14 protein-coding genes are annotated in these 19,223 nt (G+C 65.2%); 9 read left to right on the top strand and 5 right to left on the bottom strand.

The features are described 5' to 3' along the window. Nucleotides 1–144: 144 nt before the first annotated feature. The 3 genes from leuA to xseA all read right to left on the bottom strand — a co-directional run bounded on the left by leuA (nucleotide 145) and on the right by xseA (nucleotide 4,398). Nucleotides 145–1,818 carry a 2-isopropylmalate synthase gene (gene leuA, locus ACVWY1_RS09715; RefSeq protein ID WP_102682942.1) on the bottom strand — a complete coding sequence of 558 codons (1,674 nt, stop codon included), beginning with the start codon at nucleotides 1,816–1,818 and terminating at the stop codon, nucleotides 145–147. Between the two features lie 369 nt (nucleotides 1,819–2,187). Further along, complete coding sequence (locus tag ACVWY1_RS09720) at nucleotides 2,188–3,015, bottom strand: peptidoglycan DD-metalloendopeptidase family protein (protein WP_457378188.1); 828 nt, start codon at nucleotides 3,013–3,015, stop codon at nucleotides 2,188–2,190. Nucleotides 3,016–3,018: 3 nt separating this feature from the next. After that, nucleotides 3,019–4,398 (bottom strand): exodeoxyribonuclease VII large subunit, encoded by a 1,380-nt coding sequence (gene xseA / locus ACVWY1_RS09725; protein ID WP_457378189.1) that lies wholly within the window; start codon nucleotides 4,396–4,398, stop codon nucleotides 3,019–3,021. A gap of 137 nt (nucleotides 4,399–4,535) precedes the next feature. On the opposite strand from xseA, the gene ACVWY1_RS09730 reads away from it, so the two are divergent. Then, nucleotides 4,536–5,300, top strand: coding sequence for an N-acetylmuramoyl-L-alanine amidase (locus tag ACVWY1_RS09730; RefSeq protein ID WP_457378190.1), 765 nt, complete (start codon nucleotides 4,536–4,538; stop codon nucleotides 5,298–5,300). Here ACVWY1_RS09730 and ACVWY1_RS09735 read toward each other — a convergent pair. Beyond that, entirely contained in the window at nucleotides 5,288–6,187 is a 900-nt protein-coding gene (locus tag ACVWY1_RS09735; protein ID WP_457378191.1) for a LysR family transcriptional regulator, read from the bottom strand. The genes ACVWY1_RS09730 and ACVWY1_RS09735 overlap by 13 nt on opposite strands. A 97-nt stretch (nucleotides 6,188–6,284) precedes the next feature. Between ACVWY1_RS09735 and ACVWY1_RS09740 the strand changes: the two genes are divergently transcribed. The 6 genes from ACVWY1_RS09740 (at nucleotide 6,285) to tadA (ending at nucleotide 12,985) form a co-directional block, all read left to right on the top strand. Beyond that, nucleotides 6,285–7,040, top strand: a complete 756-nt coding sequence (locus ACVWY1_RS09740; protein ID WP_139669097.1) for a sulfite exporter TauE/SafE family protein — start codon at nucleotides 6,285–6,287, stop codon at nucleotides 7,038–7,040. A 50-nt stretch (nucleotides 7,041–7,090) separates the two neighbouring features. Continuing rightward, the gene (locus ACVWY1_RS09745) at nucleotides 7,091–7,648 is read left to right on the top strand and encodes a sugar ABC transporter ATPase (RefSeq protein ID WP_102682938.1); all 558 of its coding nucleotides are present in this window, start codon (nucleotides 7,091–7,093) and stop codon (nucleotides 7,646–7,648) included. 86 nt (nucleotides 7,649–7,734) lie between these two features. Next, complete coding sequence (guaB, locus tag ACVWY1_RS09750) at nucleotides 7,735–9,204, top strand: IMP dehydrogenase (RefSeq protein ID WP_023628475.1); 1,470 nt, start codon at nucleotides 7,735–7,737, stop codon at nucleotides 9,202–9,204. 77 nt (nucleotides 9,205–9,281) lie between these two features. Continuing rightward, nucleotides 9,282–10,859 carry a glutamine-hydrolyzing GMP synthase gene (gene guaA, locus ACVWY1_RS09755; protein ID WP_011535447.1) on the top strand — a complete coding sequence of 526 codons (1,578 nt, stop codon included), beginning with the start codon at nucleotides 9,282–9,284 and terminating at the stop codon, nucleotides 10,857–10,859. A 264-nt stretch (nucleotides 10,860–11,123) separates the two neighbouring features. Continuing rightward, entirely contained in the window at nucleotides 11,124–12,506 is a 1,383-nt protein-coding gene (locus tag ACVWY1_RS09760; RefSeq protein WP_457378192.1) for a multicopper oxidase family protein, read from the top strand. Further along, on the top strand, nucleotides 12,506–12,985 hold the full coding sequence (tadA, locus tag ACVWY1_RS09765; RefSeq protein WP_457378193.1) for a tRNA adenosine(34) deaminase TadA: 480 nt from the start codon (nucleotides 12,506–12,508) through the stop codon (nucleotides 12,983–12,985). The genes ACVWY1_RS09760 and tadA overlap by 1 nt, the downstream gene beginning before the upstream one ends. A 104-nt stretch (nucleotides 12,986–13,089) precedes the next feature. Here the strand turns inward: tadA and mltF are convergent, their stop codons facing one another. Further along, nucleotides 13,090–14,547 carry a membrane-bound lytic murein transglycosylase MltF gene (gene mltF / locus ACVWY1_RS09770; RefSeq protein WP_457378194.1) on the bottom strand — a complete coding sequence of 486 codons (1,458 nt, stop codon included), beginning with the start codon at nucleotides 14,545–14,547 and terminating at the stop codon, nucleotides 13,090–13,092. 325 nt (nucleotides 14,548–14,872) lie between these two features. Here mltF and purL point away from each other — a divergent pair, with 325 nt between their 5' ends. Then, nucleotides 14,873–18,772 (top strand): phosphoribosylformylglycinamidine synthase, encoded by a 3,900-nt coding sequence (purL, locus tag ACVWY1_RS09775; protein ID WP_198754445.1) that lies wholly within the window; start codon nucleotides 14,873–14,875, stop codon nucleotides 18,770–18,772. Between the two features lie 3 nt (nucleotides 18,773–18,775). Continuing rightward, on the top strand, nucleotides 18,776–19,087 hold the full coding sequence (locus tag ACVWY1_RS09780) for an NIF3 1 (RefSeq protein WP_023632229.1): 312 nt from the start codon (nucleotides 18,776–18,778) through the stop codon (nucleotides 19,085–19,087). Nucleotides 19,088–19,223: the final 136 nt, after the last annotated feature.

The following is a 19,223-nucleotide window of genomic DNA, read 5'->3' on the forward strand; positions in this document are numbered from 1 at the left end:
GGTTTTGGGTTGTTTGCACCGGCCTCATCGCGGATGAATCCGCTCCTACACGGTCCCTGTAGGAGCGGATTCATCCGCGATGAGGCCGGTACAGACAAAAAAAGCCCGCATCCAAGATGCGGGCCTTGATCATCACATTGCGACTTACGCCGCTTTGGCCTGCTGCTGGCTCAGCGAGCGGTTCAGTGCGCTGAACAGCGCCTTGAAGCTGGCGGTGGTGATGTTCTCGTCGATGCCCACGCCGTGCACCGGACGCCCGCCGGCCACGCGCAGCTCGATGTAGGCCGCGGCCTTGGCATTGGTGCCGGCACCGATGGCGTGTTCGTTGTAGTCCATGATCTCCACGGCGATCGGCAGGCCGGCCACCAGCGCTTCGAGGGCGCCGTTGCCCTTGCCGTGCCAGTGCAGGGTGGTTTCGCCTTCACCGGAGACTTCCACTTGCACGTGGCTGCTGCCGTTCTCTTCCTGCAGGCGGTGGCTGACCAGGGCATACGGGGCGTTGGCCTGGAGGTATTCCTTCTGCAGCAGCTTGTAGATCTGCTCGGCGGTCATTTCCAGGCCGAGACGGTCGGTCTCGCCCTGTACCACCTGGCTGAACTCGATCTGCATGCGGCGCGGCAGGCTGATGCCATATTCCTGCTCGAGCAGGTAGGTGATGCCGCCCTTGCCCGACTGGCTGTTGACACGGATCACCGCCTCGTAGCTGCGGCCGATGTCGGCCGGGTCGATCGGCAGGTACGGCACTTCCCACAGCTCGCCGTCCTGCTGCTTGGCGAAGCCCTTGCGGATGGCGTCCTGGTGCGAGCCGGAGAAGGCGGTGTGGACCAGGTCGCCAACGTACGGGTGACGTGGGTGCACCGGCAACTGGTTGCACTCCTCGACGACCTTGCGCACGCCATCGATGTCGGAGAAGTCCAGCTGCGGGTCGATGCCCTGGGTGTAGAGGTTCAGTGCCAGGGTCACCAGGTCGACGTTGCCGGTGCGCTCGCCGTTGCCGAACAGGCAGCCTTCGGCACGGTCGGCGCCAGCCATCAGGCCCAGCTCGGTGGCGGCGATGCCGGTGCCACGGTCGTTGTGGGTGTGCAGGCTGATGATCACGCTGTCGCGGCGGTTGACGTTACGGCAGAACCACTCGATCTGGTCGGCGTAGACGTTCGGCGTGGCGACTTCGACGGTGGCCGGCAGGTTGAGGATGATCTTGTGCTCGGGGGTCGGGTTCCACACCTCGATCACCGCGTCGCACACCTCTTTGGCGAACTCCAGCTCGGTGGCGCTGAAGGTTTCGGGCGAGTACTGGAAGGTCCACTGGGTTTGCGGCTGCTGCGCCGCGTACTTGACGAACAGCTTGGCGGCATTGACCGCGATGTCCTTGACGCCCTGCTTGTCCTGGTTGAAGACGATGCGGCGGAACGACGGGCAGGTGGCGTTGTACAGGTGAACGATGGCCTTCTTGGCGCCGCGCAGGGATTCGAAGGTACGGGCGATCAGGTCTTCACGGGCCTGGGTGAGCACCTGGATGGTGGTGTCGTCCGGGATATGGCCGTCTTCGATCAGGGTACGCACGAAGTCGAAGTCGGTCTGCGATGCGGACGGGAACGACGCCTCGATTTCCTTCACGCCTACTTGCACCAAGGTCTTCCAGAAACGCAGCTTCTTCTCGGCATCCATCGGCTCGATCAGCGACTGGTTGCCATCACGCAGGTCGGAACTGCACCAGATCGGCGCCTGGGTGATGGCCTTCGACGGCCAGGTACGGTCAGGCAGGTCGATGGTCGGGAAGGCGCGGTACTTCTTCGATGGGTCTTTGAGCATGGTCATGGAAGCAATCCTTTTATGTGCGGCCGTGATCGGGCCTGCCGAACGTGTACGAGATGAAAAGGCGAGGCGACGCGATTCACCCTGGTAGTCGGGCGCTGACCAGGCAGAGGCTGCGGTGTTGTTGGAGGAGGGTGCTGAAGATGTTCATATGCTCAACCCTAACCAGTGGGTTGGGGGATGGCAAGCATTGCGGGAAAATTGAGAGAAATGCTTAAAAAAACGATGATTGGGATTTTTTATGTCCGTTAATCAGGCCTTGTTGAGATTTTATTGCGTTATGTTTTTTCATTGCGCAAATCGCGGGGCCAGCCCGCTCCTACAATGCCAACGCCGGCTGCGTGGGAGCGGGCTGGCCCCGCGATTGCGATTTCAGGGCTGGAACGCGCCGATGAAGATCGCCGGATCCACCCGCGCATCGTTGAGGCTTACGTTCCAGTGCATGTGCGGCCCGGTGGCCCGGCCAGTCGAACCTACGCGGCCCACCACCTCGCCACGGCGCAGCGCCTGGCCCGGCTTCACGTCGATCTTCGACATGTGGCAGAACATGCTGATGAAGCCTTGCCCATGGTCGACGAACACCGTGCGGCCATTGAAGAAGTAGTCGCCCACCAGGATCACCTTGCCATTGGCCGGGGTCTTGATCGGCGTGCCGGCGGGCACGGCGAAGTCCAGCCCGGCATGGGGGTTGCGTTCCTCGCCATTGAAGAAGCGGCGCACGCCGAACTTGCTCGACAGCGGCCCGTTGACCGGCTTGTCGAGGACCAGGTTGCTTGGCAGCACAGGGCTGAAGCTGCGGTAGGCCTTGATCTGCTCGGCCAGTTCGCGGTCGATGCGCTTGAGGTCCTGCGGTTCAGGGTTGACCTGGCGCTTGTTCTTCAAGGTGATGTGCTGCTCGGGGTACTTCTTGCTGCCGACACTGAAAGGAATGCTGCGCCCACCCTGGGTCAGCACGGCGCTGCCGGGCTTTTGCGTCAGCGGGATGCCGACGATGGCCAGCCAGTTGTCCTGCTCCCTGACCACCAGTACCGGTTTGCCGTCGAAGCGCGCCGTCGGGGCGCTGGCGGCGGGCCCCAGGTCGACCACCGCCACGCCGCCGGGCACGGGCTTGTTGAGAGCGCGGGTGATGTAGCTGGCGTGGGCGGCCGTGACCGGCAGCAGCAAGGCGAGGGCAAGCAGGGGCGCGAACAGGCGTGGCATGTGTCAGTCCAGTAGCGAGAGGGTGACCGGGGTCTGGTGGTTGTCCTCGACCCGCACCTTGAGCTCGCCTTCGTTGAGGCGGGCAGTCAGGCGTTGGCCGTTGTGGGTTTGCGCGGCGCTGCGGATGGCCTGGCCGCGCTCATCCAGGAGGATGCTGTAGCCGCGGGCGAGGGTGGCCAGCGGGCTGACCACCTGCAGGGTCTGTAGTTGTGCCTGGAAGCGCTGGCGGCGGTCCTTGAGCACCTCGCGCATGGCCCGCGGCAGGCGCTCGGCGAGGCTGTCCAGGCGCTGTTTGAGCAGTTTCAGGCTGCGTCCCGGATGTTGCGCGGCCAGGCGCGTGTCGAGGCGGCCGAGGCGTTGCTGGCGCTGGTTCATGTCGAGCATGAAGGCGCGACGCAGGCGCATGTCCAGGTCGTCCAGGCGCTGGGCCTGCTGGCGCAGGCGTTCGCCGGGGTGGCGCAGGCGTCGGGCCAGCCCGTCGAGGCGCAGGCGGTCGTGGGCCAGGCGGTTCTGCATGCGCAGCAGCAGGCGCCGTTGCAGGCTGTCGAGGCGCTGCTGCAGGCCGCTGCTGTCGGGGGCGAGCAGCTCGGCGGCGGCCGACGGCGTGGGTGCGCGTACATCGGCGACGAAGTCGCTGATCGACACGTCGGTCTCATGGCCCACGGCGCTGACGATGGGCGTGACGCAGGCGGCCACGGCGCGGGCCACGGCCTCTTCGTTGAAGCACCAGAGGTCTTCCAGCGAGCCGCCGCCACGGGCCAGGATCAGCGCGTCGAAGCCTTGCCGATCGGCCATCTGCAGGGCGCGGACGATCTGGTTGATCGCCTCGCGGCCCTGCACCGCGGTGGGGATCAGGTTCAACTCGACATGCGGCGCACGGCGGCCGAACACGCTGATGATGTCTCGGATCACCGCGCCGGTGGGCGAGGTGATGATGCCGATGCGTTGCGGGTGCGCCGGCAGCGGCTTCTTGCGTTCGGTGCTGAACAGCCCCTCGGCGCCGAGTTTTTCCTTCAGCGCCTCGAACGCCAGGCGCAGGGCACCGTCGCCGGCCGGCTCGACCGTATCGAGGATCAGCTGGTAGTCGCCACGCCCTTCGAACAGCGAGACCTTGCCGCGCACCCTTACCGCCAGGCCATCGCGCAGGGCCTGGCGCACCCGGGCGGCGTTCTGCCGGAACAGCGCGCAGCGGATCTGCGCGCCGCTGTCCTTGAGGGTGAAGTACATATGGCCGGAGGCCGGGCGGGCGAGGTTGGAAATCTCGCCTTCCACCCAGACGCTGCGGAACACGTCCTCGAGCAGCACGCGGGCGCGGCCGTTGAGCTGGCTGACGGTGAGGACCTCGCGGTCCAGGCCGAGTCGTTCGAAAGGGTCTCTGATCATGGCGGCATCATAAAGGAGCCGTCGCGCGGATGCACTGTGCCGGCTGCTGGTACGCCCAACATTGGGAGTATTTCCGGCTGCCGGCCCCGACACCCGGCGATGCAGTCTGGGCGCTTGATTCCATGAGGAGATTCGCCATGTATCCCATAGACGCCCACACTTACCGATCCAAGGCTTTCAACCGACGGGTGCGATTCCTGGTGCTGCATTACACAGCCATCAATTTCAACGGCTCGATCAATGCGCTGGTCAACGGCACCCAGGTCAGCGCCCACTACCTGGTGCCCGACCCGTCCGATCCGAGCTTCGCGAGTGCAAGTTTTGACGCGATGCGCACTTTCAACCTCGTTGACGAGAACGAGCGCGCCTGGCATGCGGGTGTCAGCGGCTGGGCAGGACGCAGCAACCTGAACGATACGTCGATCGGCATCGAGATCGTCAACCAGGCGTCGGTGAGCAACGGCCAGTTCATGTTCCCGTCCTATCACCCCCAGCAGGTAGAAGCCTTGATCCAGCTGGGCCAGGCGATCCTGCAGCGCTATCCGGAGATCACGCCGACCCAGGTGGTCGGCCATAGCGACATCGCCATTGGCCGCAAGAGCGACCCGGGCGCCGCTTTTCCCTGGCAGGCCCTGCACCAGGCCGGTATCGGCGCCTGGTATGACGAGGCGCGCAAGGCGCACTACGAGCAGCGGTTCGCGGGTTGCCTGCCGCAGCTCAAGGTCGTCCTCGACAAGCTGCGTACCTACGGTTACAGCTTCCCGACCCGCCCCGATCCGGCCCAGGTGCGCGCGTTGCTCAGGGCGTTCCAGCTGCATTTCAGGCCAGGCAACTATGACGGTGTGCTGGATGCCGAGACCGCGGCGATCGTCTTTGCGCTGGTGGAGCGCTACATGCCCTGATCGCCCTGTGGCGAGCGCAGGCTGTCCAGCAGCTTTCTCGACAGCGCTGCTGCGTCGCGTCGGCAGGCCAGGGCCACGGTGCTCTGGCAAGCCTCGGCCAGCGGCACGAAGGTGACAGAGGGCGGGGCGATCTCGCGCATGCTCAGGGGCAGCAACGCCACACCGAACCCGGCCTGGATCAGTTGCAGCTGGGTGGTCTTGCGCGACACCACCTGCGCCGCCCGGGGAAAGAACCCTTCGTTCATGCATAACGACGCCGACAGGTAGCTCAGCCCGCCGCGCTGGCGGTGGGGTATGGAAATGAAGCGCTCCTCGCGCAGGTGCCCCAACCGAACACTGGCTGCCGCGGCCAGTGGGTGGTTCGCCGCCACAGCCAGCAGCAGGGGCTCATCGAACAACGCATGCAGCTCAACGCCCTCATGCTGGCGTAGCACCGGCAGGCGCAACAGGCCGATCTCCAGGCGGCCTTCGGCGATGTCCTCCAGTTGCGCCTCCGACGATTGCTGAGCGATCTCCAGGGAAACGCCGGGGTTGTCCTTGAGGTAGCCGCCGAGGCGCTGCAGCAGCTGGCCGGTCAGCGGCACGGTGCTGGAGTGGTTCAGCCGCAGGCTGCCGCGCAGGCCCTGGCCGATTTCCCGGGCCAGGCGCTCGGCCTTGTCCAGGTCGGCCAGCAGATGGCGGGCGCGCTCGAGAAAGGCCTGACCGGCCACGGTCAGGCGTGGCAGGCGCGCAGTGCGTTCGAACAGGGCGGTGCCCAGCTGAAGCTCAAGCTCCTTGATCTGCCGGCTGAGGGCCGACTGGGCAATGTACAACCGCTCGGCGGCGGCGCTGAAGCTGCCGACCTCGGCGATTTCGACGAAGTAGCGCAGTTGGCGGATAGAGGTCATGTCATGCCTTTTCGAGATATCTTGCGGCGAAAAGACATATTAGTCGGCATGGCTTGTGGCTGGCTAATCTTCAGTGGACTTCCTAGGAACTGCCGCGATGCTCGCTCAATTGTCGTTTTCCACGTCCGACTGGCTGCCCATCCTGCTGGGAGTGGGGGTGGCCTACATCGTCTTCGGCATCGCCGGTTTTGGCACCGCGCTGGTCGCCGGCCCCGTGCTGATCCATTTCATGCCGTTGTCACGGATCATCCCGCTGCTGGTGCTGCTGGACTTCGTCGCCGCCTTCGGCAACCTGCTGCCTTCGCGGCGCGATGTGGTGCGCGGCGAGTTGCTGCGCCTGCTGCCGTTCATGGCCGTGGGTTGCACCCTGGGCGTGGTGTTCCTGCTACGGCTCAAGTCCGATCTGCTGCTGTTGCTGATGGGCATCTTCGTGACCGCCTATGCGGTCTATGGCCTGGCGGTCAAGGTGCGCCCGGCTAGCCTGTCGGGCGCCTGGGCGGTGCCCATGGGCACGGTGGGCGGATTGTTCGGCGCCTTGTTCGGCAGTGGTGGATTCCTCTACGCGATCTACCTCAGCGCCCGCCTGGAGGCCAAGGAACAGGTGCGTGCGACCCAGGTCGCCCTGATCAGTTGCAGCACGGTGGTGCGCCTGTCGCTGTTCCTGATCGCCGGGGTGTATGCCGATAGCAGCTTGCTGCTGCTCGCCGCCTGCCTGCTGCCGGTGATGTTCGTCGGCACCTGGCTGGGGCGGCGACTGACCTTGAAACTGTCCCGCGAGGCCTTCATCCGCCTGGTCACCTGGTTGGTCCTGGCCAGCGGCCTGGCGTTGATCGGTCGCTACCTGAGCGCCTGAGCAGGCGCTAGAATTGCGCCATTACCGCAGTCCCCAGGCCCGCCTCACGCATGAATACCCAGAGCATCATCGTCCCCAAACTGTCCACCGTGCCCGTCCATGAGGCGCGCGCCCGCGCCATCCTGCGTTGGCTGGTGCGCGAAAAAATCGTCGAGGAACAGTTGAGCACCTGTGGGCGCACCGGCAACCGCATGGGCCATGCCCTGGCGGAGGGGGCGCGCAAGGTGGCCCTGCATCCCGAGAGGTTGCCGTTCGGCGAGCAGGTCAACGGCCTGGAAGTGATGCTCAAGCGCTGCATCTACACCCCCACCGACGGTTTTCTCGAAGAAGCCGGTTGCCCGGAGTGCCGGCGCGAGGTCGGCGAGCCGCTGTTCGAGAGCCTGGAGGAGTGGATGCCGGGGGTGAGCGATAACTTCACCTGCCCGTTGTGCGGCTTCGAAGACGACATCAATGGCTTTCTCTATTTGCAGCCGTGTGCCTTTTCCAACCTGGGGTTCATCTTCAACAACTGGGGCGAGGCCGGGTTTACCCAGGCCTTCCTCGACAGCTTCGCCGACTGGCTGGACCAGCCGGTGGCGGTGGTGCAGGTAAAACTGCCGCAAGGCTGACCGAAGGCCCTTATTTTGCATTGAGCGGCGCGCCATGGATGGGTATAATGGCGCGCTTCCATTTTTCCCTCCCGGGAGCCCCCGCGATGCTGCGTATCAGCCAAGAAGCCCTGACCTTCGACGATATCCTCCTTGTACCTGGCTACTCCGAGGTACTGCCCAATGAAGTCAGTCTCAAGACCCGTTTGACTCGTGGCATCGAGCTGAACATTCCCCTGGTCTCCGCCGCCATGGATACCGTGACCGAAGCGCGCCTGGCCATCGCCATGGCCCAGGAAGGCGGCATCGGCATCATCCACAAGAACATGACCATCGAGCAGCAGGCCGGCGAAGTACGCAAGGTCAAGAAGTTCGAGGCTGGCGTGGTCAAGGACCCGATCACCATCGACGCCGACGCCACCGTGCGCGACCTGTTCGACCTGACCCGCCTGAACAACATCTCCGGTGTTCCGGTGCTGGAAAACGGTGACCTGGTCGGCATCGTCACCTCCCGCGACGTGCGCTTCGAAACCCGTCTGGACGCCAAGGTCCGCGACGTGATGACCCCCAAAGAGCGTCTGGTCACCGTCCGCGAAGGCGCCGACAAGAACGAAGTCCGCGAGCTGCTGCACAAGCACCGCCTGGAAAAAGTCCTGATCGTCGACGACAAGTTCGCCCTCAAGGGCATGATGACCGTCAAGGACATCGAGAAGGCCAAGGCCTACCCGCTGGCCAGCAAGGACGACCAGGGTCGCCTGCGCGTCGGCGCCGCGGTCGGCACCGGCAAGGACACCGGCGAGCGCGTTGCCGCCCTGGTAGCCGCCGGCGTTGACGTGGTGGTGGTCGACACCGCCCACGGTCACTCCAAAGGCGTGATCGACCGCGTGCGTTGGGTGAAAGAAACCTACCCGCAAGTGCAGGTGATCGGCGGCAACATCGCCACCGGCGCCGCCGCCAAGGCCCTGGCAGAAGCCGGCGCCGACGCGGTCAAGGTCGGTATCGGCCCAGGTTCGATCTGCACCACCCGTATCGTCGCCGGTGTCGGCGTGCCGCAGATCAGCGCCATCGCCAACGTCGCCGCCGCACTGGAAGGCACTGGCGTGCCACTGATCGCCGACGGCGGCATCCGTTTCTCGGGTGACCTGTCCAAGGCCATCGTCGCCGGTGCGTCCTGCGTGATGATGGGCTCGATGTTCGCCGGTACCGAAGAAGCGCCGGGCGAAGTCGAACTGTTCCAGGGCCGTTCCTACAAGGCCTACCGCGGCATGGGCTCGCTGGGTGCCATGGCACAGGCGCAAGGCTCGTCCGACCGTTACTTCCAGGACTCCTCGGCCGGCGCCGAGAAGCTGGTGCCGGAAGGTATCGAAGGCCGCGTGCCGTACAAGGGCGCCCTGGCCGCGATCATCCACCAGCTGATGGGCGGCCTGCGTTCGTCCATGGGCTACACCGGCAGCGCGACCATCGAAGAGATGCGTACCAAGCCGGAGTTCGTGCGCATCACCGGTGCCGGCATGGCCGAGTCCCACGTGCATGACGTGCAGATCACCAAGGAAGCCCCTAACTACCGCGTAGGCTAAGGCTTCCAGCAATTACCGAACGGGGCTGTCATACACAGCCCCGCGTCGTTTCCGATTTCCACTGACGAGATTGAGTCATGGCCCTCGACATTCACGCTCACCGCATCCTGATCCTCGATTTCGGTTCCCAGTACACCCAGCTGATCGCCCGCCGCGTGCGCGAGATCGGTGTGTATTGCGAGCTGCACCCGTTCGACATGGACGATGAAGCGATCCGCGAATTCAACCCGCGCGGCATCATCCTGGCCGGTGGCCCCGAGTCGGTCCACGAAGCCAACAGCCCACGCGCGCCGCAGGCCGTGTTCGACCTGAAAGTACCCGTGCTGGGCATCTGTTACGGCATGCAGACCATGGCCGAGCAGATGGGCGGCAAGGTCGAAGGTTCCGACCTGCGCGAGTTCGGTTACGCCCGCGTCGACGTGGTCGGTAAGAGCCGCCTGCTCGACGGCATCGAAGACCATGTCGACGATGACGGCGTGCTGGGCCTGGACGTGTGGATGAGCCACGGCGACAAGGTCACCCAGATGCCAGGCAACTTCAGCGTGCTGGCCAGCACTCCGAGCTGCCCGATCGCCGGCATGTACGACGATGCCCTGGGCTACTACGGCGTGCAGTTCCACCCGGAAGTGACCCACACCAAGCAAGGCGGTCGCATCCTGTCGCGCTTCGTCCAGGACATCTGCGGCTGTGAAGCGCTGTGGACTGCCTCGAACATCGTCGAGGACGCCATCGCCCAGGTCCGTGCACAGGTCGGTTCGGCCAACGTCCTGCTGGGCCTGTCCGGCGGCGTCGACAGCTCGGTTGTTGCCGCGCTGCTGCATCGCGCCATCGGCGACCAGCTGACCTGCGTGTTCGTCGACAACGGCCTGCTGCGCCTGCACGAAGGCGACCAGGTGATGGCCATGTTCAAGGAGAACATGGGCGTCAAGGTGATCCGCGCCGATGCCGAGAAGCAGTTCCTCGACAATCTGGAAGGCGAAGCCGACCCGGAGAAGAAGCGCAAGATCATCGGCCGCACCTTCATCGACGTGTTCGATGCCGAGGCCAGCAAGCTGGAGAACATCCAGTTCCTCGCCCAGGGCACCATCTACCCCGACGTGATCGAGTCGGCCGGCGCCAAGAGCGGCAAGGCCCACGTGATCAAGTCGCACCACAACGTCGGCGGCCTGCCGGAGGAAATGAACCTCAAGCTGGTCGAGCCCCTGCGTGAGCTGTTCAAGGACGAAGTGCGCAAGATCGGCCTGGAGCTGGGCCTGCCGTACGACATGGTCTACCGCCACCCGTTCCCGGGCCCGGGCCTGGGCGTGCGCATCCTCGGTGAAGTGAAGAAGGAATACGCCGACATCCTGCGTCGCGCCGACCACATCTTCATCGAAGAACTGCGCAAGGCCGACTGGTACCACAAGACCAGCCAGGCGTTCGTGGTGTTCCAGCCGGTCAAGTCGGTCGGCGTCGTCGGCGACGGCCGTCGCTACGCCTGGGTCGTGGCCCTGCGTGCCGTCGAGACCGTGGACTTCATGACCGCGCGCTGGGCGCACCTGCCGTACGAACTGCTGGAAACCGTCAGCGGCCGTATCATCAACGAAATCGACGGCATCTCCCGCGTCACCTACGACGTGTCGAGCAAGCCGCCGGCCACTATCGAGTGGGAATGAGTTGAGCCACAAGGGCGCCGCAAGGCGCCCTTGTCGTATCTGGGGGGAGGCTCAGGTCTCGCGCTGGTAAGCGGGAAGGCGTGTAGGGCTTGCTCGCGAAGCAGGCCAGCGACTCCTGCAGGTGTACCGCCCCATCGCTTCGGCAACGAACAGCCCTGCGACAAGACTTCACTTAATATTTCGCAAATGCAGGTGTATCGTATTCGCCCTTCATCGCCAGCCCTGCTGGCAGCTTGATCGCGCAGAAACGAGGTACCCGCACCGATGTCCTTTACCCGTCGACAAATGCTCAAGGGCCTGACCGGCCTTGTGGTGGTAGGCCTGGGCGCCGGTGGCGCGGCGCGTTACTGGCTGGGCAAGGTCGAGGACGACAACGCTGGGCACGACTACGAGCTGATCGCCGCACCGCTGGACGTCGAGCTGGTGCCGGGGTTCAAGACCGAGGCCTGGGCCTTCGGCCCGTCGGCGCCGGGGACCGAGCTGCGGGTGCGCCAGGGTACGTGGCTGCGGGTGCGCTTCATCAACCACTTGCCGGTGGAAACCACCATCCACTGGCATGGTATCCGCCTGCCGCTGGAGATGGACGGCGTGCCGTACGTGTCGCAGTTGCCGGTCAAGCCCGGCGAATATTTCGACTACAAGTTCCGTGTACCGGATGCCGGCAGCTACTGGTACCACCCCCACGTGAGCAGCTCCGAGGAACTGGGGCGCGGGCTGGTTGGCCCGCTGATCGTCGAAGAGCGCGAGCCGACCGGTTTCAAGCACGAACGCACGCTGAGCCTGAAGAACTGGCACGTGGACGAGCAGGGCGCCTGGCTGCCGTTCAGCATCCCCCGCGAGGCGGCGCGCAACGGCACGGCCGGGCGGCTGATCACCATCAATGGCCAGGCCGAGTCGATCACCGAGCTGCCGGCGGGGCAGGTGGTGCGGGTGCGCTTGCTGAACCTGGACAACACCTGGACCTACCGCCTGAACCTCAAAGGCAACTGCGAGGCGATGATCTACGCCCTTGATGGCAACCCGATCACCCCGCGTCCCCTGGACGACGAGTACTGGCTTGGGCCGGGCATGCGCATCTGCCTGGCGATCCGCATCCCCGAGGCGGGCGAGGAAGTCTCTTTACGAGACGGCTTCGTGCGCCTGGGCACCTTGCGCTCGGTGGCCAGCAGCGATACTCCCGGCGACTGGCCCAAGGCGCTGCCGCCGAACCCGGTTGCCGAGCCGGACCTGGAGAATGCCGAGAAGCTCAACTTCAATTTCGAATGGGTCGGCAAGGTTTCGGTGAATACCGAGAACGGCAAGCCGCCGAGTCTGTGGCAGATCAACGGCCAGGCCTGGGACATCACCGACAAGACCTGTGCCGACCGGCCGATCGCCACGCTGCAGAAGGGCAAGAGCTATATCCTCGAGCTGAAGAACATGACCCAGTACCAGCACCCGATCCACCTGCACGGCATGAGTTTCAAGGTGATCGCCTCCAATCGGCGCAAGATCGTCGAGCCGTGGTTCACCGATACCTACCTGCTGGGCAAGAACGAGCGGGCGCAGGTGGCGCTGGTGGCGGATAACCCAGGCACCTGGATGTTCCATTGCCATGTCATCGACCACATGGAAACCGGCCTGATGGCCGCGATCGCGGTGGTTTGATGCGCCCGCAGATCATCGATCGCAGCCGCGATCAGGAATTCATGCGCCTGGCCCTGGAACTGGCGGCCCAGGGCGCGGCCCTGGGCGAGGTGCCGGTGGGCGCGGTGCTGGTGCAGCACGGCCAGGTGCTCGGCCAGGGCTTCAACCGGCCGATCCTCGACAGCGACCCCAGCGCCCATGCCGAGATGGTGGCGATCCGCGCTGCGGCCAAGTCCGCCAGCAACTACCGCCTGCCGGGCAGCACCCTGTACGTGACACTGGAACCGTGCAGCATGTGCGCGGGGCTGATCGTCCATTCGCGGGTGGCGCGGGTGGTCTACGGCGCGCTGGAGCCCAAGGCAGGGATCGTGCAGAGCAAGGGGCAGTTCTTCACCCAGGGTTTTCTCAACCATCGGGTGATGTACGAGGGGGGAGTGCTGGCCGAGGAATGCGGCGCGATCCTCAGCGAGTTTTTCAAGGCTCGGCGGGCCAAGGGCTAACCCGCGCCGGCCTCATCGCTGGCAAGCCAGCTCCCACAGGATGGCGCTCGGCTTTAGAAGGGCGATTGGGGGAGCTGGCTTGCCGGTGAAGTGGCCTTGAAGACTCACATCGGCGCCGCTTGCTCCGCTGGCTTGTCCTTGTTCACCGCCGGCACATGCAGGTTGCCCTCGGCCACCTGGCCTTCGAGCTGCGGCTGCGTGACCCAGGTGAGGATGTCGTAGTAACGACGGATGTTGGCGACGAAATGCACCGGCTCGCCGCCCCGGGCATAACCGTACTTGGTCTTGCTGTACCACTGCTTCTGCGACAGGCGCGGCAGCATCTTCTTCACGTCCAGCCACTTGTTCGGGTTCAGGCCTTCGCGCCTGGCCAGGGTGCGGGCGTCTTCGAGGTGGCCGCTGCCAACGTTGTAGGCCGCCAGGGCGAACCAGGTGCGGTCCGGCTCCTTGATGCTGTCGTCGAGCTGGTCCTTGACCAGCATGAAGTACTTGGCGCCGCCCTGGATGCTCTGCCGGGGGTCCAGGCGGTTGGACACGCCCATGGCCTGGGCGGTGCGCTGGGTCAGCATCATCAGGCCGCGCACACCGGTCTTGGAGGTGACTTCCGGCTGCCACATCGATTCCTGGTAGCCGATCGCGGCCAGCAGTCGCCAGTCCACCTGTTCGACCTTGGAGCTGGTCTTGAAGTGTTTCTCGTACTTGGGCAGGCGTTGCTGCAGGTGCTGGGCGAAGGTGTAGGCACCGACGTAGCCCAGCACATCGACATGGCCGTAGTAACGGTCCTTCAGGCGTTGAAGCGTGCCGTTCTTCTGCGACTTGTCGAGAAACTCGTTGATCTCGTTGAGCAGGCTGTTGTCTTCGCCGGCGGCCACCGCCCAGCGCTGGTCACGGGTGTCGCCCAGGTCGAAGGCCACGCGCACGTTGGGGAAGTAGACCTGGTTCATGGCCAGTTCGTTGGAGTCGACCAGGGTCAGGTCGATCTGGCCTTCGTCGACCATGCGCAGCAGGTCGACCACTTCGACGGCGTCGGATTCTTCGTATTCCAGCCCCGGATTCTGCTTTTTCAGCTCGGCCAGCTGGTCGGCGTGGCTGCTGCCCTTGAGCACCATGATCTTTTTGCCCGCCAGGCCCTTGGCATTGGTGGGGCGCGAGCGGCCGTTGCGGTAGATGACCTGCGGGGTCACCTCGAGATACGGGTGGGAGAACTTCGCCTGGCTGGCGCGGCGCTCGCTGCTGACCAGGCCGGCGGCGGCCAGTACCGGGCCGGAGGGCTTGCCCAGTTGGTCGAACAATTGGTCAAGGTTGTCGGCGGTCTCGATCTCGAGCTTCACCCCCAGGTCATCGGCGAAGCGCTTGACCAGTTCGTACTCGAAACCGGTTTCGCCGTTGCGGTCCTGGAAGTAGGTCGCCGGGCTGTTGCGGGTAATCACGCGCAATACGCCATCCTCCTTGACGCGCTCGAGGGTGCTGGGTTTTTCAACGCAGGCACCGAGCATCAGGAAGAGTCCGGTTGCGAAGAGCCATTTGGCGCAACGCTGGCGCAAAGCAGTGTGGGCGAACATAGGGTGCAGTATACGCAAAGGACTGCCGGCGCCATATCTCGACAATGGTTGGCAGGTCTGCTAGCACGTCACTGTGCCTGCGACAGGGCGGAGCAGGTCGTGGGAGCGGGCTTGCCCCGCGATTCGCCCGCTCAGGCAGTCTCTTTGCCGGTAGGTGTCATCGCGGGGCAAGCCCGCTCCCACGATGAAATACCCGCGATTTTTTTGACCCGCAAGTCCGGTTCCACCGCCCGGCAGCATTGGCTTAGAGCGGGTGCCGAAAGCCTGCGAATTAGGCTAGAATGCACGGCCTCTAAGCACACCCCTTCCTGAGGCTGTCCCGACGATGTTGATCCTGCGCGGCGCTCCTGCCCTTTCTGCCTTTCGCCACGGTAAATTACTCGAGCAACTGAGCCAGAAAGTCCCCGCTGTTACTGGTTTGTATGCCGAATTCGCCCACTTCGCCGACGTCGACGGCGAGCTGACCGCCGACCAGCAGCAGGTGCTGGGCCGTCTGCTCAAGTACGGCCCGAGCGTGCCGGTACAGGAGCCGAGCGGCCGCCTGTTCCTGGTCGTGCCGCGCCTGGGCACCATCTCGCCCTGGGCATCCAAGGCCAGCGACATCGCCCACAACTGCGGCCTGCAGTCGATCCAGCGCCTGGAGCGCGGCATCGCCTACTACGTCGCCGGCAACATCAATGACGCCGACGCCCAGGCCATCGCCGCCGAGCTGCACGACCGCATGACCCAGCGCGTGCTGGGCAAGCTGGAAGACGCCGCCGACCTGTTCAGCCACGCCCAGCCCAAGCCGATGACCTCGGTCGACATCCTGGCCGGTGGCCGCGCCGCCCTGGCCCAGGCCAACATCGACCTGGGCCTGGCCCTGGCCGAAGACGAGATCGACTACCTGGTCGCCGCCTTCCAGAACCTTGCGCGCAACCCGAACGACATCGAACTGATGATGTTCGCCCAGGCCAACTCCGAGCACTGCCGCCACAAGATCTTCAACGCCAGCTGGGACATCGACGGCCAGGCGCAAGAGAAGAGCCTGTTTGGCATGATCAAGAACACCTACCAGATGCACAACGAAGGCGTGCTGTCGGCCTACAAGGACAACGCCTCGGTGATCGTCGGTTCGGTGGCCGGGCGCTTCTTCCCGAACCCTGAGACCCGCCAGTACGGCGCGGTGCAGGAGCCGGTGCACATCCTGATGAAGGTCGAGACGCACAACCACCCGACCGCCATCGCCCCGTTCTCCGGCGCCTCCACCGGCTCCGGCGGCGAAATCCGCGACGAAGGCGCCACCGGCCGTGGTGCCAAGCCCAAGGCCGGCCTGACCGGTTTCACCGTCTCCAACCTGCGCATCCCCGGTTTCGAGCAGCCTTGGGAAAAGCCGTACGGCAAGCCCGAGCGCATCGTCGACGCCCTCGACATCATGATCGAAGGCCCGCTGGGCGGCGCCGCGTTCAACAACGAATTCGGTCGCCCGGCCCTGACCGGCTACTTCCGTACCTTCGAGCAGGGCATCAACACCCCGCACGGCGAGGAAGTCCGTGGCTACCACAAGCCGATCATGCTGGCCGGCGGCATGGGCAACATCCGTGAAGACCACGTGCAGAAGGGCGAGATCACCGTCGGCGCCAAGCTGATCGTGCTTGGCGGCCCGGCCATGCTGATCGGCCTGGGTGGCGGCGCCGCTTCGTCGGTTGCCACCGGCGCCAGCTCCGCCGACCTGGACTTCGCCTCGGTGCAGCGCGAGAACCCGGAAATGGAGCGTCGTTGCCAGGAGGTCATCGACCGCTGCTGGCAGCTGGGTGACAAGAACCCCATCGCCTTTATCCACGACGTCGGCGCCGGCGGCATTTCCAACGCCTTCCCCGAGCTGGTCAACGACGGTGGCCGTGGTGGTCGCTTCGAGCTGCGCAACGTGCCCAACGACGAGCCGGGCATGGCCCCGCACGAAATCTGGTCCAACGAATCGCAGGAGCGCTACGTGCTGGCGGTCAGCGCCGAGGACTTCGAGCGCTTCCAGGCCATCTGCGAGCGCGAGCGTTGCCCGTTCGCAGTGGTCGGCGAGGCCACCGAAGAGCAACACCTGACCGTTACCGACAGCCACTTCGACAACACCCCGGTGGACATGCCGCTGGACGTGCTGCTGGGCAAGCCGCCGCGCATGCACCGTTCGGTCACTCGCGAAGCGGAGCTGGGCGATGAGTTCGATCCGAGCACGCTGGACCTGACCGACTCGGTCGAGCGCGTGCTGCGTCACCCGGCCGTGGCCAGCAAGAGCTTCCTGATCACCATCGGCGACCGCACCATCACCGGCCTCGTGGCCCGCGACCAGATGGTCGGCCCGTGGCAGGTACCGGTGGCCGACTGCGCCGTCACCGCCACCAGCTTCGACGTCTACACCGGCGAAGCCATGGCCATGGGCGAGCGTACCCCGCTGGCCCTGCTCGACGCCCCGGCGTCCGGGCGCATGGCAATCGGCGAAACCCTGACCAACCTGGCTGCCTCGCGCATCGAGAAGCTGTCCGACATCAAACTGTCGGCCAACTGGATGTCCGCCGCCGGCCACCCGGGCGAAGACGCCCGCCTGTACGACACCGTCAAGGCCGTCGGCATGGAGCTGTGCCCGGAACTGGGCATCACCATCCCGGTCGGTAAAGACTCGATGTCGATGAAGACCCAGTGGAGCGAAGCCGGCGAGCAGAAGAGCGTTACCTCGCCGATGTCGCTGATCATCACCGGCTTCGCCCCGGTCACCGATATCCGCAAGACCCTGACCCCGCAGCTGCGCATGGACAAGGGCGAGACCGACCTGATCCTGATCGACCTGGGCCGCGGCAAGAACCGCATGGGCGCCTCGATCCTGGCGCAGACCCACGGCAAGCTGGCTGCCCAGGCGCCGGACGTCGACGACGCCGAGGACCTCAAGGCGTTCTTCGCGGTGATCCAGGGCCTCAACGAAGACGGCCACCTGCTGGCCTACCACGACCGTTCCGACGGTGGCCTGCTGACCACCGTGCTGGAGATGGCCTTCGCCGGCCACTGCGGCCTGGATGTGGAGCTGGGCACCCTGACCAGCAAGCGCGAGAAAGTCGCGGCCATCCTCTTCAACGAAGAACTGGGCGCGGTGATCCAGGTCCGTCAGGACGCCACGCCGGATGTGCTGGCGCAGTTCAGCGCCGCAGGCCTGGGCGAGGATTGCGTCGCGGTGATCGGCCAGCCGATCAACAACGGTGAAGTACTGATCAAGTTCGAAGGCGAAGAGCTGTTCAAGGGCGACCGTCGCCTGCTGCAGCGCCAGTGGGCCGAGACCAGCTACCAGGTCCAGCGCCTGCGCGACAACGCCGACTGCGCCGACCAGGAGTTCGACGCGCTGCTCGAGGAAGACAACCCAGGCCTCTCGGTCAAGCTCGGCTATGACGTCAACGAAGACATCGCCGCCCCGTACATCAAGAAAGGCGTGCGCCCGCAAGTGGCGATCCTGCGCGAGCAGGGCGTCAACGGCCAGGTCGAGATGGCCGCGGCCTTCGACCGCGCCGGCTTCGCCGCCGTCGACGTGCACATGAGCGACATCCTGTCTGGTCGTGTCGATTTCGAAGCGTTCAAGGGCCTGGTGGCCTGCGGCGGCTTCTCCTACGGCGACGTGCTCGGTGCCGGTGAGGGTTGGGCCAAGTCGGCGCTGTTCAACGCCCGTGCCCGCGATGCCTTCCAGGCCTTCTTCGAGCGTACCGACAGCTTCGCCCTGGGCGTGTGCAACGGTTGCCAGATGATGTCCAACCTGCACGAGCTGATCCCGGGCACCGAGTACTGGCCGCACTTCGTGCGCAACCGCTCGGAGCAGTTCGAAGCCCGTGTGGCCATGGTCGAGGTGCAGAAGTCCAACTCGATCTTCCTGCAGGGCATGGCTGGTTCGCGCATGCCGATCGCCATCGCCCACGGTGAAGGCCATGCCGAATTCGCCAGCGAAGAGGCACTGCTGGAAGCCGACCTGTCCGGTTGCGTGGCCCTGCGCTACGTCGACAACCACGGCAAGGTCACCGAAGCCTACCCGGCCAACCCGAACGGCTCGCCGCGCGGGATCACCGGCCTGACCAGCCGCGACGGCCGAGTGACCATCATGATGCCGCACCCGGAGCGTATGTTCCGCGCCGTGCAGAACTCCTGGCGCCCGGATGAGTGGCAGGAAGACGCAGCCCTGATGCGCATGTTCCGCAACGCGCGGGTGTGGGTGAACTAAGGCGTGTACAAGCTCGCCTTCTTCGTCCCCGACAGCCATGTCGAAGTGGTCAAGGCCGCCGTGTTCGCCGCTGGAGGCGGGCGCATTGGCGACTATGACCACTGCGCCTGGCAGACCCTCGGCCAGGGCCAGTTCCGCCCGTTGCACGGCAGCCAGCCGTACCTCGGGCAGACCGGTCAGGTCGAGGTGGTCGAGGAGTGGAAGGTGGAGCTGGTGGTGGCTGATGCGCTGATCGCCCAGGTGGTCGCTGCGCTCAAGCAGAGCCACCCGTATGAAACACCTGCCTATGAGGTCTGGCCGCTGGCCGATTTCTAGGAAAGCGTTGAATGACATCGCGGGGCAAGTCGCATCGGCGCCCCCCCCCGCACACGGAGCAAAAAACTGGGGGGGGGGGGGCGGCCCGGCCGCCTGGCCCCCCCAGCGTTTGAGCCAATCAAAGCGGGGCCCCCCG

This window comes from Pseudomonas sp. TE6288 (genome assembly GCF_054062095.1).

What these genes read in the sequence shown, in the direction of transcription:
- ACVWY1_RS09740 (WP_139669097.1), top strand. Translation starts at nt 6,285, where the DNA reads ATGCTCGCTCAATTGTCGTTTTCCACGTCCGACTGGCTGCCCATCCTG.
- ACVWY1_RS09745 (WP_102682938.1), top strand. Translation starts at nt 7,091, where the DNA reads ATGAATACCCAGAGCATCATCGTCCCCAAACTGTCCACCGTGCCCGTC.
- xseA (WP_457378189.1), bottom strand. Translation starts at nt 4,398, where the DNA reads ATGATCAGAGACCCTTTCGAACGACTCGGCCTGGACCGCGAGGTCCTC.
- leuA (WP_102682942.1), bottom strand. Translation starts at nt 1,818, where the DNA reads ATGACCATGCTCAAAGACCCATCGAAGAAGTACCGCGCCTTCCCGACC.
- ACVWY1_RS09730 (WP_457378190.1), top strand. Translation starts at nt 4,536, where the DNA reads ATGTATCCCATAGACGCCCACACTTACCGATCCAAGGCTTTCAACCGA.
- mltF (WP_457378194.1), bottom strand. Translation starts at nt 14,547, where the DNA reads ATGTTCGCCCACACTGCTTTGCGCCAGCGTTGCGCCAAATGGCTCTTC.
- ACVWY1_RS09735 (WP_457378191.1), bottom strand. Translation starts at nt 6,187, where the DNA reads ATGACCTCTATCCGCCAACTGCGCTACTTCGTCGAAATCGCCGAGGTC.
- purL (WP_198754445.1), top strand. Translation starts at nt 14,873, where the DNA reads ATGTTGATCCTGCGCGGCGCTCCTGCCCTTTCTGCCTTTCGCCACGGT.
- tadA (WP_457378193.1), top strand. Translation starts at nt 12,506, where the DNA reads ATGCGCCCGCAGATCATCGATCGCAGCCGCGATCAGGAATTCATGCGC.
- ACVWY1_RS09760 (WP_457378192.1), top strand. Translation starts at nt 11,124, where the DNA reads ATGTCCTTTACCCGTCGACAAATGCTCAAGGGCCTGACCGGCCTTGTG.
- ACVWY1_RS09720 (WP_457378188.1), bottom strand. Translation starts at nt 3,015, where the DNA reads ATGCCACGCCTGTTCGCGCCCCTGCTTGCCCTCGCCTTGCTGCTGCCG.
- guaA (WP_011535447.1), top strand. Translation starts at nt 9,282, where the DNA reads ATGGCCCTCGACATTCACGCTCACCGCATCCTGATCCTCGATTTCGGT.
- guaB (WP_023628475.1), top strand. Translation starts at nt 7,735, where the DNA reads ATGCTGCGTATCAGCCAAGAAGCCCTGACCTTCGACGATATCCTCCTT.